This window comes from Ancylobacter sp. 3268, assembly GCF_031456575.1.
Classification (GTDB): Bacteria; Pseudomonadota; Alphaproteobacteria; order Rhizobiales; family Xanthobacteraceae; genus Ancylobacter.
Genome location: NZ_JAVDUX010000015.1, coordinates 39,683 through 54,258, shown reverse-complemented (window position 1 = coordinate 54,258; position 14,576 = coordinate 39,683). Strand labels below are relative to the sequence as shown.

Sequence of the window (14,576 nt, the reverse complement as noted above, 5' to 3'; positions counted from 1 at the left end):
GCTTCATGCGGTGCGACGCACCAGGCGAAGCCTTTCTCTTCCCTCTGCCCGGTGGGGAGAGGTGGCCCGCGCAGCGGGTCGGTGAGGGGGGACGGGGTCGGGAGGTGTGGAAGACCCCCACCCCAGCCCTCTCCCCGAGAAGGGGAAGGTCTTCCTGCCGGACCGGTGTGACCACCATAGGCGCGCAGATCGCACCCGCAAATGCCGCCGAGCGCCCCCATCTTCGGGTTTGCCCCCAGCATTTGCCGCCCTGCGCCCGTCGCACGGCACTGGCCGCCATGCGTCGCTCGCTCACGTCTCGCACGACCGGCGCGAAGCGCGATACGCTGCCGCCTCTCCCGCATGGCGGGAGACCGTTTCCATCCCCCGAGGCGCTCCCATGCCGCCATCCGTGAAATCCCGCCTCCGCCCCGTCTGGCATTGGGCCCTGCTGGCCTTCCTCGTCTGGGCGGCGCTGGCCTATGTGATGCTGCCCCGCCTGTGGACGCATCACGAGGGCCAGCCCGGCATCAGGCACCTGCCGATGGTGACGCAGACGAAGCAGGGCATCCCCGGCGATCCCATCGATGTTGGCCTCGTCGGCTCGCGCGAGGAAGTCATCCGCGCCATGTACGCCGCCGGCTGGCGCGCCGCCGATCCGGTGACGCTGAAATCCAGCCTCGCCATCATCGGCTCGGTGCTGCTCGACCGGCCGGACCCGCAGGCGCCGGTCAGTCCGCTCTATTATGACGGCCGCCCGGAGGACCTCGCCTTCGAGAAGGAGGTCGGCCGCAGTGCCGACCGGCGCGATCACGTGCGGTTCTGGAAGGTACTGGATCTCGGCGCGGAGCGTCGCCCGGTCTGGCTCGGCTCGGCCACCTATGACGAGGGCGTCGGGCTCAGCCATTACACCGGCGCCGTCACCCACCGGGTGGGGCCGGATGTCGATGCGGTGCGCGATCTCATGATCGCCGATCTCGACCGTGCCCGCATGCTCACCGCCATCTACCAGGTCACCGGTCTCGGCCCGGTGCTGTTCGGCCGCAATGGCGGCGGCGATCCCTACTATACCGATGGCGAGATCCGCTTCGGCCGGCTGGTCGCCGACGGCGCCCCGGCCTCGGCGCCGGCCACCCTCATCGCCCCGCCGCCCTTGGTGGGGCTGAAGGACCAGCTCTGGAAGAGCGTCGAGGGGCTGGCCGGCGGCGCGTGAGCGCTCACGCGGCCCGGATCGCCTTCTCGACGAAGGCGGCGGCGGTGAGCGCGGTGCGGTCGCGGCCGAACCGGCCGACGATCTGCACGCCGATCGGCAGGCCGCTGGCGCCGGTGGAGCCGGCTACGTTGATGCAGGGCGCTCCCAGCAGCGTCCATAGCCGGTTGAAGATCGAGGAGCCGGTGGAGGCCAGCCCGACGGGCGCCTCCCCCGGCGCCGAATAGGTCAGCACGGCATCGAAGCCTTCCACCAGATCGGTGAAGGCGTGGCGCGCCAGCCGGGCGGTGCGTCGCGCCGCGTCATAGGCTTCCGGCGTCACCGTCATCGCCTGTTCCAGATAGGCGACGAGCTGCGGCGAGAGCAGGTCGCGATGCCGGTCCCATTCGTCGGCGAGGGCCAGCGCCGCTTCATAGGCCTGGACGATGGCGTGGGCGTCGTCGGCGGTCTCCACCTCGGGCGGCAGCGTGACCTCGCGCAGGCTGGCCCGCGCGCGTTCGGCGGCGCGCATCGCGGCATTGAGCGCGGCATCGGCGTCGGGGCTCGCCGAGCCGGCACGCGAGGTGCGAACGATGGCGAGGCGCGGCGGTCGGGCGGCCGGGTCGATCGCCAGCGGCCGGCCGGTGATGGCGCTGGCCCCGAAGGCGACGTCGGCCACGCCGGCGGCGAACAGGCCGATGGTGTCGAGCGACCAGGAAAACGTCTTGCTGCCCAGCATCGGGATCAGCTTGAAGGACGGCTTGTAGCCGGTGACACCGCAATAGGAGGCCGGCCGGATGATCGAGCCGGCGGTCTGCGAGCCGATCGCCAGCGGCACCATGCCCGCCGCCACCGCCGCTGCCGAGCCGGAGGAGGAGCCTCCCGGGGTGTGGGCGGTGCGGTGCGGGTTGCGCGTCGTCGCCGGGGCGGTGAAGGCGAATTCGGTGGTGGAGGTCTTGCCGGCGACGAGACCGCCGGCGCGGGCGATCATCCGCACCACCGTGGCATCGGCGGACGGGCGGTGGCGGCAATAGACCCGCGAACCGTAGGAGGTCGGGAAGCCGACGGTGTCGAACACGTCCTTCACCCCGACCGGCAACCCGGCGAGGGGCAGGCCGGCGAGGCCGGGATGGCGCGCCTGCGCCTGCAACGCCTCGAGATCCAGGATGGCGAAGGCGCGGATTTCCTCCTCCCGTTCGGCGATCGCCGCGGCGCAACGGGCCGCAACCTCGGCCGGGGTCATATCCCCGGAGCGGATGGCGGCGGCGAGGGCGCAGGCGGAAAGCATCACGGTCATGATTTCTGGCACGATCTCTCGGCTGGGGACGGGGTCGGGGTGCTGCCCAAAGCGAAGCGCCGGACAGTGTCGGCCAAAAGCGTATCGCATGCGACACTCCGCACGCCAACATTATGGATCCGCCTATCTAATTTCGTTTGTGCCCTTGCATCGGCAGCGGTATGCGCGGATCGTTCTTCGCTGGGCCGGGGCGCGTGCAGATGAATATCCTTTCCATTCAATCATGGGTTGCCTACGGGCACGTGGGCAACGCGTCGGCCATGTTCCCGATGCAAAGGCTCGGCCATGAGGTGTGGGGGCTGCAGACGGTGCAGTTCTCCAATCACACCGGCTATGGCTCCTGGCGCGGCGAGGTGTTCGGCGCCGAGCATATCCAGGATCTCGTCGCCGGCATCGATCACCTCGGTGCGCTGCCGCGCTGCGATGGCGTCCTCTCGGGTTATATGGGCACGGCGCAGATCGGCGACGCCATTCTCGACGCCGTCGGCCGGGTCAAGGCCGCCAACAGCGCCGCGCATTATTGCTGCGACCCGGTGATGGGCGACATCGACACCGGCATGTATGTCCGGCCGGGCATCCCGGAATTCATGCGCGACCGGGCGGTGCCGGCGGCCGACATCATCACGCCGAATCAGTTCGAGCTCGATTTCCTGTCCGGGCGCAGCACCTCGACGCTGGAGGAGGCGCGGCGCGCCTGCGGGGCGGTGCATGCCACCGGCCCGCGCGTCATCCTGGTCACCAGCCTGCACACCGCAGACACTCCGGCCGATTCGATCGACATGCTCGCCTCGGGGCCGGACGGCTGCTATCGCGTGCGCACGCCGAAGCTGGGCATTTCGGTCAACGGTGCCGGCGACGCCATCGCGGCGCTGTTCTTCGTGCATTGGAAGAGCAGCCATTCGACGGCGGAGGCGCTCGGCAAGGCGTCGTCCTCGGCCTATGGTTTGCTTGCCCGTACGGCAGCGGCCGGCTCGCGGGAGATTCTTACCGTCGCCGCCCAGGACGAGTTCGTCACACCCTCGCGCGTTTTCACTCCAGAGAAGCTGTAAGACCATGGCCCGCCGCTACGTCGTGCTCGATGTCTTCACCGACCGCGCCCTCGCGGGCAACCCGCTCGCCGTCGTCCTCGATGCCGAGGGCCTCGACGGCAACCAGATGCAGGCGATCGCCCGCGAGTTCAATCTGTCGGAGACGGTCTTCGTGCTGCCGCCGACCGACGCCGATCATCGCGCGCGGCTGCGCATCTTCACCACCAATCACGAGTTGCCCTTTGCCGGGCACCCCACCGTCGGCGCCGCCGTGCTGCTGGCGCTCCGCGACGAGGTGGAGCTGTCGGCGGATTTCGTGCTGGAGGAGGGGGCCGGCCCGGTGCCGTGCCATGTGAGCCTGCGCAACCCGCGCTCCGGCACCGCCACCTTCACCGTGCCCCGGCTTCCGGAGATCCTCGACGAGGAAGCGCCGAGCGTCGAGACCTGCGCGCAGGCGCTGGGGCTGGATCAATCCGATATCGGCTTCGACGCCTACCGCCCGGTCGTCGCCTCGGCGGGGGTGCCGTTCGTCTGCATCCCGCTGGCATCGCGCTCGGCGCTCGCCCGCATAAGCCCGAGCGCCGGCCGGCTGATTGGTGCCTTCGGCGGCACCGCCGATTCCGTCTACGTGTTCTGCCGCGACGAGGAAGGCGAGGGCGATTTCCGCGCCCGCATGTTCGCCGCGAATATGGGCATCGACGAGGACCCGGCCACCGGCTCGGCCGCCGCGTCGCTGGCGGCGGTGCTGATGCAGGGCGAGACGCCGACGGAGGGCTTCACCGCCTATGACATCCTGCAGGGCGTGGAGATGGGCCGGTCGAGCCTGGTGCGGCTGGGGCTGGACGTGGCCGGCGGTGCGTTGTCCCGCGTCACCATTGGTGGCGGCGCCGTGGTGGTGGCCGAGGGTGTCCTGCATGTCTGAGGCGCTGCCCCCTCTTGCGCTCTCCCCAGTGGAGAGAGGTAGCCCGCTCCACGGGTCGGCGAGGGGAGGCGCGGCTGCGGCGCCCGGGAGCTTCCCTGTTCCATGAGCGTGCGGAGCAACCGATGCAGGTGACGCCGCTCGATCGCCTCGACATGCGGCTGGAGCCCGGCGCCTGGGACTATGCCGAAAGCCGGCGGGCGGAGGTCGATGCCTTCTTCGCGGCGCAGTTGCAGAAGAATCCCTCGCTGTGGAACGGGCGCATCCTGGTGCTGGCCCGCCATCGCTTGGCGGATGGCGTGCTCACCGGCCGCTATCGCGAAGCCGATTTCGCCTCGCTGCTGTGGTGGCTGCGGCATGATTGTCCGGGCGAGGGCGAAGCCGACGAGCGCGTCTGCAACGCCTTCGCCATGGCGGCGCTGCGCGCGGCGGACGGCGCCTTCCTGCTCGGGCGCATGGCGGCGTGGACCGCCAATGCCGGGCGCATCTATTTCGCCGCCGGTACGCCCGATCTCAGCGATCTGCGGCCCGACGGGGCGGTCGATCTCGCCGGCAGCGTCCTGCGGGAGCTCGGCGAGGAGACCGGGCTGGCCGCCGACGAGGTCGAGATCGCGCCGGGCTGGACCGGGGTGTTCGCCAGCTCGCGCATCGCGCTGATGCGCGAGCTGCGCAGCCCGCTGGCTGCCGACGAACTTGCCGCCCGCATTCGAACCTTCCTGGCCTCCGAGGAGCGCCCCGAGCTGGAGGACGTCGTCGTCGCGCGCGGGCCGGACGATGTCAGCGAGGCCATGCCGCCTTTCATTCGTACCTATCTTCTGGCCTGCTGGGAGGAGGAGCGGCGGAAGCGGTGAATTTCGGACCAAACAGTTCGAAATTGGCATGCCGCTCGCATAAACTGTCGGTAAAGGGGCGCGGCATGCGAGGCGCGGCCCCGTACTCGGGGAGAAGTCAACATGGTGCGTAGATCAACCGAAACCGTGCCGCTTTTTTCGTCGGGGATCGTCGATCGCCGCCGGCTGCTGGCCCTCGGTGCCGGCGCGCTGGTGCTGGGGGGCTTCGGCGGCGCCGCGGTGGCGGCGAAGGCGAAGCCCATCAAGGTCGCGGCGATCTACACGGTGCCGGTGGAACAGCAGTGGGTTTCGCGCATCCACAAGGCGCTGAAGGCGGCCGAGGCGCGTGGCGACATCACCTACAAATTCTCCGAGAACGTCGCCAATACCGACTATGAGCGGGTGATGCGGCAATATTCGCAGGAAGGCGCCGACCTCGTGGTCGGCGAGATCTTCGCGGTGGAGCGTCCGGCCCGCAAGGTGGCGGCGGATTATCCCGGCACCGCCTATCTGATGGGCTCGTCCTTCGGTCCCACCAAGCCGAACCTGTCGGTTTTCGACAATTTCATCCACGAGCCGTCCTTCCTCACCGGCATGGTGGCGGGCAAGACCACCAAGTCGAACATCATCGGCCTGGTCGGCGGCTATGCCATTCCGGAAGTGAACCGGCTGATGCAGGCCTTCATGGAAGGCGCGCAGTCGGTGAACCCGAACGTCAAGTTCCTCGTGACCTTCATCAACTCCTGGTACGACCCTCCCAAGGCCAAGGAGGCCGCCTTCGCCCAGATCGACAAGGGCGCCGACATTCTCTACGCCGAGCGCTTCGGCGTCTCCGATGCTGCCAAGGAGCGCGGGGTGAAGGCGATCGGCAACGTGATCGACACCTCCGCGCAATATCCCGGCACCGTCATCGCCTCGGCACTCTGGCATATGGAGCCGACTATCGATCGCGCTATCAAGGCGGTGATGGAAGGCACCTTCACCGCCGAGGATTACGGCCCGTTCTCCTATATGGCGCATGGCGGCGCCAGCCTCGCCACCCTCGATCCCAACCAGGTGCCGCCGGAGGTGATCGAGCTGGTGCTGCTGCGCGAGAAGGAGATCAGGGACGGCCTGTTCCGCGTCAATGTCAACGACGCTGAGCCCAAGTCGACGATGTGAGGGCGGAGAGCCTGAGAGGGCGCCCCCGGGTCGCCGGCGGTCCGCAGGCTGTGCCGTCTTCTCGCACGGATAGCGGAGAGGGAGGAGCCGGATGTGGCGGCTCCCTCTCCCCGTCGGGCCCGGACGCTTCCCCGGGGGCCGAAGGTTGAGAAAGGGTCTCCATGATCGCACCGACTGCACCCGATCAACCTGATCGTACACCGCACGAGACGCGCCCGCTGGTGCTGTCGCTGGCCGGCATCACCAAGCGCTTCGGTAATTTGGTAGCGAACGACGCCATCGACCTCGACGTCCGGGCGGGTGAAATCGTGGCGCTGCTCGGCGAGAACGGCGCCGGCAAGACCACGCTGATGAGCATCCTGTTCGGCCACTATGTTGCTGACGAGGGCACGGTGCACATCGCCGATGCCGCCGGCCGGCTGGCACCGCTGCCCGGCGGCTCGGCGGAGGCGGCGCTCGCGGCCGGAATTGGCATGGTGCATCAACACTTTGCCCTGGCCGAGAACCTCACCGGCTTCGAGAATATCGTGCTCGGCACCGTGTCGCTGTGGCGCCTCGGCTTCGGCACGGCGGCCGCGCGGGCGAAGGTCGCCCGCCTGATGAAGGAGTCCGGGCTGGAAGCCGATCTCGACGTGCCGGTCGGGCGCCTGTCGGTCGGCGAGCAGCAGCGCATCGAGATTCTCAAGGCGCTCTATCGCGACGTGCGGGTGCTGATCCTCGACGAGCCGACCGCCGTGCTCACGCCGCAAGAGGCGGACAGCCTGTTCGCCATCGTGAAAACCCTTGCGAATAAAGGGCTTGCGGTCATCTTCATCAGCCACAAGCTGCACGAGGTGCTGGCGCTGTGCGAGCGGGTTGTGGTGCTGCGCGGCGGCGCCAAGGTCGCCGATCGGCCGACGGCCGGTGCCGATAGGGCGATGCTGGCCGAACTGATGGTCGGGCGCGAGATTCCTGCCCGCGAGCGTACCTCATCTACCCTCGGTGCGCCGGTGTTGCGCCTTGCCGGGGTCGCCGTCGGTGCGCCCGGCGAGCGGGATCGGCTGGAAGCTGCTGACCTCGAGTTGCGAGGCGGCGAAATCATTGGAATTGCTGGTGTTTCCGGAAATGGGCAGGGCGCGCTTGCGGCACTGGTGGCTGGGCTGAAGGCTCCCCGGAGCGGCATTTGCGAGATCGTCGGCCACTCTGCCGCTCGCGCCGACGCCGCGGCGCGCATCGCCGCCGGCGTTGGCCGTATCCCGGAGGATCGTCATCGCGATGGCACGATCGGCGGGCTCAGCGTCGCTGAGAACCATGTGCTGGAAACGCTCGGGTCGCCGGAAAACCAGCGGCACGGGCTGCTGCGCCGAAGGGCGATCCGCGTCCGCGCCGCGCAGGCGATCCGCGACTACGATATACGCTGTCCCGGTCCCGATGCACCGATCCGGGCGCTTTCCGGCGGCAACATGCAGAAGGTGGTGCTGGCCCGCGTGCTGGAGCGCGCCCCGCGCCTCATCCTCGCGCATCAGCCGACACGCGGCCTCGACATCGGCGCCACCACCGACGTGCACCGCCGGCTACTGGCGGCGCGGGGGCGCGGGGCGGGAATTCTTCTGATTTCGGAAGACCTTGATGAATTGTTCGCGCTGTCGGACCGCATCGCGGTGATCCATGCGGGGCATGTGTCGCCGGCCATGGAGGCGGCGGATCTCGGCATGCGCACCGTCGGCCTGATGATGGCCGGCCATACGGCGGAGGACGCCGCATGATCCGCTTCGTTCCGCGGGAGCGAACCCCGGTCTGGCTGACGCTCGCCGTCTCGGTCGGGGCGGGAATGGCGGCGCTGCTGCTCACCGCGGTGCCGTTGGCCCTTTCCGGTGCACCGGTGCTATCCGCCTTCGGCTTGATGAAGGCGCCGCGGGCAGCGGCTTTGCCTTCGCCGAGACGCTGACGCGCGCGACACCGCTCATCTTCACCGGCCTCGCCGCCGCCATCGCCTTCCGTGCCAGGCTGTGGAACATCGGTGCCGAGGGGCAGCTTTATGCCGGGGCGCTGGCCACCGTGGCGCTTGGCGCCGGCTTGCTGGATCTGCCTCCGGCGCTGCTGGTGCCGGTGGTCCTGGTCGGAGCGGTCCTGGCCGGCGCTGTGCTGCTGCTGGTGCCGGTGTTCTTCAAGATGCGCTTCGGCGCCGACGAGGTCGTGGTCACTCTCCTGCTCAACTTCGTCATGCTGCTGTTCGTGCAGATGATGCTGGAAGGGCCGATGAAGGACGAGATGGCACTGGGCTGGCCGCAGTCGGCGCCGGTGCTGGACGAGGCGACGCTGCCCAAGCTGGTCGCCGGCCTGCGCCTGCATTGGGGGCTGGTGCTGGCAATCGTCTGCGCCATCGCCTTGCATGTGCTGATCACCCGCACCGTATGGGGCTTCCGTATCCGTGCGGTGGGCGAGAACGCCCGCGCCGCCCGCTATGCCGGGCTTCCGGTTGGCAAGGCCATGGCGCTGGTCGGGCTTCTGTCCGGCGGCCTGGCGGGGCTGGCCGGGGCAAGCGAAGTCGCGGGGCTGAAGGGATATCTGACCGCCGACCTCTCGCCCGGCTTCGGCTATGCCGGCATCGTGGTGGCGACGCTGGCAAACCTTTCAACGCTGGGCGTCATCCCCGCGGCGATCTTCATCGCCGGCGTGTTCGTCGGCGCGGATTCGATGAGCCGGGCCATCGGCGTATCCAACTATCTCGCCGATCTGGTGGTCGCGCTGTCGCTGCTCAGCGTGCTCGTTGGCGGGCTCTTGGCCCGGTTTCGCATCGTCTTCGTGCGCCGGGAGACTGTCTGATGTGGGCCGCGCTGGAGATCCTGATCCAGGCCAATTTCTGGGCCGCGACCATCCGCATCGCCACGCCGCTGATCTTCGGTGTGCTCGGCGCGCTGCTTTGCGAGCGCGCAGGTGTCCTGAATCTGGGGATCGAGGGAATTTTCGTCGCCGGCGCGATGTCCGGATGGCTGGCGGTCTATCTAGGCCTGCCGCTCTGGGGCGGCGTGCTGGTGGCGGCGCTGGTCGGGGCGTTGTTCGGGCTGATCCATGGCGTGCTCACCGTGCCGCTCGGTCTCTCCCAGCATGTCACCGGCATTGGCGTGACCTTGCTGGCGACATCGGTGGCCTATTTCGGCTATCGGGTCGCGTTTCCCAATATCGCGACCCCGCCGCGCATCGAGCCCTTTCCGCCGCTCGATCTGCCTCTCCTGGGCGACCTGCCGTTCATCGGCCCGATCCTTGGCCAGCAGACCGTCTTCACCGTGCTCGCTTTCGCCTGCGTCATCCTAGTTGCGCTGATGCTGGCACGCACGCCGCTCGGTCTCGCCATCCGAGCGGTCGGCGACAATCCCGAGGCGGTGGAGGCACAGGGCCTTTCCGTCGTCGGGCTGCGCATCGGGGCGGTGATGGTCGGCTCGGCGTTGATGGCGCTGGGCGGTGCCTTCCTGACGCTTTCCGCCTTCAACGCATTCTACTTCGGCATGATCAACGGGCGCGGCTGGGTGTGCATCGCGCTCACCGTCTTCGCCTCCTGGCGACCGGGCAAGGCGCTGGTCGGAGCCCTGCTGTTCGGGGCGCTGGATGCCTATCAACTTCGTCTGCAGACCATCACCGGCGGTGTGGTGCCGAGCCAGGTCTTCCTTATGCTTCCTTATCTCTTTTCTATTGCCGCGCTTGTGCTGGTCGCGCGGCGTGCCGACTATCCACGCGCTTTGATGAAGCCGTATTTCAAGGGACAACGATGAGCCTCGATCTTCTCGTACGGAACGCTCGCCTGCCGGATGGGCGTTCGGGTCTGGACATCGCCTGCGAGGGCGGGCGCATCGTCGCTGTCGAAGCCGGCATCGAGGCCGAAGCCGGTCGGGTGATCGACGCCGGGGGCAGGCTGGTGAGCCCGCCTTTCGTCGACGTGCACTTTCACATGGATGCGACGCTATCGCTCGGCCAGCCACGGATGAACGAGTCCGGTACGCTGCTCGAAGGCATCGCGTTATGGGGCGAGTTGAAGCCGCTGCTGACCCATGAGGCGGTGATCGAACGGGCATTGCGCTATTGCGATCTCGCCGTCAGTCAGGGCCTTCTTGCCATCCGCTCGCATGTCGATGTCTGTGACGATCGGCTGCTGGCGGTCGAGGCGCTTCTCGACGTTCGGGAGAAGGTGAAGGACTATATCGACCTGCAACTCGTCGCCTTCCCGCAGGACGGCTACTATCGTTCGCCGGGTGCGGCCCGGAACCTCGTTCGCGCCCTCGACATGGGCGCCGATATCGTCGGCGGCATCCCGCATTTCGAGCGCACTATGGCCGATGGCGCCGCTTCGCTGAAAGCGTTGTGCGAACTCGCCGCCGAGCGTGGGCTGCGCGTCGATATCCATTGCGACGAAACCGACGACCCGCTTTCCCGCCATATCGAGGCGCTGAGCTACGAGACGCAGCGGCTTGGGCTGCAGGGCCGGGTGGCCGGTTCACACCTCTCCTCCATGCACAGCATGGACAATTATTACGTCTCGAAGCTGCTTCCGCTGATCGCCGAAGCCGGCGTGCATGCCATCGCCAACCCGCTGATCAACATCACGCTGCAGGGACGGCACGACAGCTATCCGAAGCGGCGCGGCATGACGCGGGTGCCGGAGTTGCGCGCCGCCGGGGTCAATGTCGCCTTCGGCCATGATTGCGTGATGGATCCCTGGTATTCCCTCGGTTCCGGCGACATGCTCGAGGTGGCCCATATGGCGCTGCATGTCGGCCAGATGACCTCTCGCGAGGCAATGGCTTGGTGCTTCGAGGCGGTGACCACCAATCCCGCCCGCATCATGGGGCTGGGAGGCTATGGCATCGCGCCGGGCTGCAACGCCGATCTGGTGGTGCTGCAGGCCGCCGATCCGATCGAGGCCATCCGGCTGAAGGCGGCGCGGCTATTCGTGGTGCGGCGGGGGCGGGTGATCGCCGAAGGCACGCCTCGCGCCAGCGTGCTCGATCTGCCGGGCCGGCCTGGTGTGGTCGACCCCGCTTCCTATTCCCCGGCCTAAGGCTGTGGCTCTTCCATTCCGCAGGGCTGGATCATGGCTGAAGCCGGAATGCCAACCAGCTGGGTTTGAAGCACGATGGCGACATTGCTGCGGTACCTGATTGCTCGTACCCTGCGCATCGGTTAGGCGGCGAGGCGGGCCGTATCGGCGGCGACATGATGGGTACCGGTAGTCTGTTCGCGCACGCCCTTCCGCCCTGTCGGACGGAAGGGCTGGAAATGCTTCAGCGGCCGGTGTGGATCCTCGATACCGGCCGCATGCGCAAGCATTTTGCCAATAGCGCGGCGCTGGAGTTGTGGGGCGTCGAGCCGGGGCAGGAAGACGAGTTCTATGCGCGTGACTTCACGCCGCATTCGGACGCCATGCGCCAGCGCCTCGGCCGGCTGATTGAACGGATATCCGCCGGCGAGATCGTTGCCGATCGGTGGACATTCTATCCCAAGCCCCGTCCGTTCACCGTCGATGCGCTGATGAGCGGCGTGCGGCTCGACAATGGCAATGTCGGCCTGCTGATGGAAGTCGAGCACTATGCGCGTTCCACCGACGAACTGCGCGCCGGCGAGGCGCTGCGCCACACGCTGGTAAACGTGCTGTTGTTCGATGAGGATGGCTGGGCCACCTATCGAAACCCCTCGGCTGAAGCGAGTTTCCCCGCGGCACGCTGCCGTTTTGTTTCGATGTTCGCCGACCCGGCGGAGGGCGCGCATATGTGGCAGCGGGTGATCGCGCAGGATCCGGATCGCCCGGATGCCTTCATGGGGCGGACCGTGTCCGGCGACTTCGTCGTCGACACCGCCAGGGGAAGGCGCTGGCACGGCATCGATGCCCGGACCACCACGGATCCCGTCACCGGCCGCCTCTCGGTGCTGGTCAATCAGCGGGATGTTACCGATCGGGTGGAGGCCACCAGCCGCGCCGAATTTTATGCTGGCTATGATGTGATGACTGGCCTCGCCAATCGTCGCCGTTTCGCCGATCGCCTGGACCATGCGATGGCTGTTCCGGATGCGGTCGGTGGCCTGTTGGTGATCGATCTCAACGGCTTCAAGGACATCAACGACAGCTACGGACACGCGGTCGGCGATACGGTGCTGCTTGAGTTCGGCAAACGACTTTTGGCTTGCATCGGTCCTCACGATGTCTGCGCACGGCTCGGCGGCGACGAGTTCGCGATAATCCTGCCGGGTCTCGCCGCGCCAGAGGCATTGACCGCTCGCGCGGATGACATCCGACACGCATTGCTGGCCCCCATCGAAGAGCCGTTCACCGCCACCCGGCTGACCGTCAGCGCCAGTTTCGGCATCGCGCTGTGGCCGCGCGACGGCAGCAATCCCGATGCCTTGCAGCGCAATGCCGATCTGGCGCTCTATGCCGCCAAGGCTGACGAAGGCCGCTGCATTCGACTCTTCGACATCAGCATGCGCCGCGCTGCTGACGACCGCTATAGGTGCATCGAGGATCTGCGGGCGTCGCTGACTGCCGATGCTTTCGAGGTCTATTATCAGCCGCTGGTGACGGTGGCCGACCGGAGGCCCCTCGGCTTCGAGGCGCTGCTAAGGTGGCGTCATCCGACGCGCGGTCTGCTGTTGCCCGGCGAATTTCTCCATGAGGCCGAAAGCATCGGCCTCATGGTGCCCATCGGCGAGTTCGTCATCCAGAAGGTCTGCCGACAGATCCGCCTCTGGCAGGAAGTTGGGATCGATCCCGGACGCATCGCCATCAATCTCTCGCGCAACAATTTCCAACTGGGAGCCAACATAGCCGGGCTGGCGAGAACCATCCTCGCCGCCGGCATCGATCCCAGGCAGATCGAGTTCGAGGTGTCGGAAACGGTTACGTTCGGCGTGCGCGGCGAGGCCGTCGTCGAGGCGTTGGTGGAGCTTCGTCGCCAGGGATTTTCCATCGCGCTCGATGATTTCGGTACCGGGCACGCCTCCCTCATGCATCTCCGTCGGTTGCCGGTCGATACCATCAAGCTCGATCGGTCGTTCATCGTCGAGATGGTCAACTCAGTCGAGGACCGCGCGCTGGTGCGCGCCGTCGCCGCGCTTGGCCGCGATCTCGGCATCCAGGTCCTTGCCGAGGGCATCGAGACCGAGGAGCAGGCGACGGCGGTGTGGGAACTCGGCTGCGAATGCGGGCAGGGCTATCTGTTCGGCCGTCCGATGGCGGCCGACGCCGCGACGGCCTGGCTTTTGCAGTGCAGGCGCCGCGAGACGAGGTCGTTCAGCGCTGGGGCAGTACGATGACCGTCGGCCTGCCCGGCAGGCTTGCGCGCGAAACCACCAAAGTCGAGCTGGCATTGCGCTGGACGATGAATTCGCGTGCGCCGAGGCGATTGAGAAAGGCGTTCAGCGTCGTCTCGTTGAAGTAGTGCATGGGGATGACCAGCGGCGATTCCAGCGACCGCAGCACCTCGATCATGCCGTCAACATCCAGCGTGTAGCTGCCGTCGACCGGCGCCAGCACGATATCGATGCGGCCGAGCGCCGCAATATCGTCCTCGGTGAGTGTGTGGTGCAGATGGCCGAGATGGGCGATGCACAGATCCGCGGCGCGAAAAATGAAGATCGAATTGCCGTTGCGTGTGGTGCCGCCCTCCCAGTCGCGGGTATTGGTGGCCAGATTGCCGACCCAGAGGTCGCCAACGTCGAGATCGTAGCGCGCCGGCTGGCCGGGCGTGTCGCTCCAGCCTTTCAACACATGTTCAATGCCGGGATCCGGATTGAGCGAGTAGTGCGTCGAGTGCGCCCGGTTCATGGTGGCGACGCGGGGTACGACGTCGGGACGAACATAGTCGTTATAGTCGGTGGCGACCGTGACGCCGCCTGCCGTTTCGATCAGGAAGGTGGAGTGGCCGATATAGTTCAGCGTCACCTCGTCGGAGGCGCCGGCGACGAGCCGGAACAGAGCTTCCTGCGGGGCCGGGGGAAGGCGGAACGCCGCAGGAACGATGCGGGCGGGCGCCTCCGCTACCAGTTTCGGGCACCGATCCGCTTGGGCGAGGGCGGGGATGGCGACACATGTCAAGGCGAGCGCGATCAGGCCCGATTGGATGCGGCGCAGGCACGAGGATGGCGGCATATGGGAAGCTCCCCAGCGTGAGGCTTCCCGGCATGATCGGCCGTGCCGCGCTGCGGC

General features: G+C 67.5%; 11 protein-coding genes and 1 pseudogene. 10 read left to right on the top strand and 2 right to left on the bottom strand.

What is annotated here, in order from left to right; all coding sequences use genetic code 11:
- The first annotated feature begins 379 nt into the window (after positions 1 to 379).
- Positions 380 to 1,192: an LssY C-terminal domain-containing protein gene (locus tag J2X65_RS20020; protein WP_310204730.1), complete on the top strand. Its 813-nt coding sequence runs from the start codon at positions 380 to 382 to the stop codon at positions 1,190 to 1,192.
- A 4-nt stretch (positions 1,193 to 1,196) separates the two neighbouring features.
- Here the strand turns inward: J2X65_RS20020 and J2X65_RS20015 are convergent, their stop codons facing one another.
- Complete coding sequence (locus J2X65_RS20015) at positions 1,197 to 2,465, bottom strand: amidase (RefSeq protein WP_310204726.1); 1,269 nt, start codon at positions 2,463 to 2,465, stop codon at positions 1,197 to 1,199.
- 200 nt (positions 2,466 to 2,665) lie between these two features.
- On the opposite strand from J2X65_RS20015, the gene pdxY reads away from it, so the two are divergent.
- From pdxY to J2X65_RS19970, 9 genes and pseudogenes are all read left to right on the top strand, one after another.
- Entirely contained in the window at positions 2,666 to 3,514 is an 849-nt protein-coding gene (pdxY, locus tag J2X65_RS20010; RefSeq protein WP_310204723.1) for a pyridoxal kinase PdxY, read from the top strand.
- A gap of 4 nt (positions 3,515 to 3,518) precedes the next feature.
- The gene (locus J2X65_RS20005) at positions 3,519 to 4,415 is read left to right on the top strand and encodes a PhzF family phenazine biosynthesis protein (RefSeq protein ID WP_310204720.1); all 897 of its coding nucleotides are present in this window, start codon (positions 3,519 to 3,521) and stop codon (positions 4,413 to 4,415) included.
- A 122-nt stretch (positions 4,416 to 4,537) separates the two neighbouring features.
- Entirely contained in the window at positions 4,538 to 5,263 is a 726-nt protein-coding gene (locus J2X65_RS20000) for an NUDIX hydrolase (protein ID WP_310204717.1), read from the top strand.
- Positions 5,264 to 5,365: 102 nt separating this feature from the next.
- Positions 5,366 to 6,403: a BMP family protein gene (locus tag J2X65_RS19995; protein WP_310204714.1), complete on the top strand. Its 1,038-nt coding sequence runs from the start codon at positions 5,366 to 5,368 to the stop codon at positions 6,401 to 6,403.
- A 161-nt stretch (positions 6,404 to 6,564) separates the two neighbouring features.
- On the top strand, positions 6,565 to 8,148 hold the full coding sequence (locus tag J2X65_RS19990; protein WP_310204711.1) for an ABC transporter ATP-binding protein: 1,584 nt from the start codon (positions 6,565 to 6,567) through the stop codon (positions 8,146 to 8,148).
- Positions 8,145 to 9,208 (top strand): annotated as a pseudogene (locus tag J2X65_RS19985) (ABC transporter permease). The gene J2X65_RS19990 and the pseudogene J2X65_RS19985 overlap by 4 nt, the downstream one beginning before the upstream one ends.
- A complete protein-coding gene (locus tag J2X65_RS19980) occupies positions 9,208 to 10,152 on the top strand; it encodes an ABC transporter permease (protein WP_310204709.1) in 945 nt (314 codons plus the stop codon). Before J2X65_RS19985 ends, J2X65_RS19980 begins: the two are co-directional and overlap by 1 nt.
- Positions 10,149 to 11,435 carry an amidohydrolase family protein gene (locus J2X65_RS19975; protein WP_310204706.1) on the top strand — a complete coding sequence of 429 codons (1,287 nt, stop codon included), beginning with the start codon at positions 10,149 to 10,151 and terminating at the stop codon, positions 11,433 to 11,435. Before J2X65_RS19980 ends, J2X65_RS19975 begins: the two co-directional genes overlap by 4 nt.
- Before the next feature lie 65 nt (positions 11,436 to 11,500).
- Entirely contained in the window at positions 11,501 to 13,684 is a 2,184-nt protein-coding gene (locus J2X65_RS19970; protein WP_310204702.1) for an EAL domain-containing protein, read from the top strand.
- On the opposite strand, the gene J2X65_RS19965 is transcribed toward J2X65_RS19970, so the two are convergent.
- Positions 13,662 to 14,519 (bottom strand): MBL fold metallo-hydrolase, encoded by an 858-nt coding sequence (locus tag J2X65_RS19965; protein ID WP_310204699.1) that lies wholly within the window; start codon positions 14,517 to 14,519, stop codon positions 13,662 to 13,664. The genes J2X65_RS19970 and J2X65_RS19965 overlap by 23 nt on opposite strands.
- Positions 14,520 to 14,576: the final 57 nt, after the last annotated feature.

Excerpts from the sequence above, each read along its gene's own strand:
- J2X65_RS20020 (WP_310204730.1), top strand. The coding sequence starts at position 380 with ATGCCGCCATCCGTGAAATCCCGCCTCCGCCCCGTCTGGCATTGGGCC.
- J2X65_RS20015 (WP_310204726.1), bottom strand. The coding sequence starts at position 2,465 with ATGACCGTGATGCTTTCCGCCTGCGCCCTCGCCGCCGCCATCCGCTCC.
- pdxY (WP_310204723.1), top strand. The coding sequence starts at position 2,666 with ATGAATATCCTTTCCATTCAATCATGGGTTGCCTACGGGCACGTGGGC.
- J2X65_RS20005 (WP_310204720.1), top strand. The coding sequence starts at position 3,519 with ATGGCCCGCCGCTACGTCGTGCTCGATGTCTTCACCGACCGCGCCCTC.
- J2X65_RS20000 (WP_310204717.1), top strand. The coding sequence starts at position 4,538 with ATGCAGGTGACGCCGCTCGATCGCCTCGACATGCGGCTGGAGCCCGGC.
- J2X65_RS19995 (WP_310204714.1), top strand. The coding sequence starts at position 5,366 with ATGGTGCGTAGATCAACCGAAACCGTGCCGCTTTTTTCGTCGGGGATC.
- J2X65_RS19990 (WP_310204711.1), top strand. The coding sequence starts at position 6,565 with ATGATCGCACCGACTGCACCCGATCAACCTGATCGTACACCGCACGAG.
- J2X65_RS19980 (WP_310204709.1), top strand. The coding sequence starts at position 9,208 with ATGTGGGCCGCGCTGGAGATCCTGATCCAGGCCAATTTCTGGGCCGCG.
- J2X65_RS19975 (WP_310204706.1), top strand. The coding sequence starts at position 10,149 with ATGAGCCTCGATCTTCTCGTACGGAACGCTCGCCTGCCGGATGGGCGT.
- J2X65_RS19965 (WP_310204699.1), bottom strand. The coding sequence starts at position 14,519 with ATGCCGCCATCCTCGTGCCTGCGCCGCATCCAATCGGGCCTGATCGCG.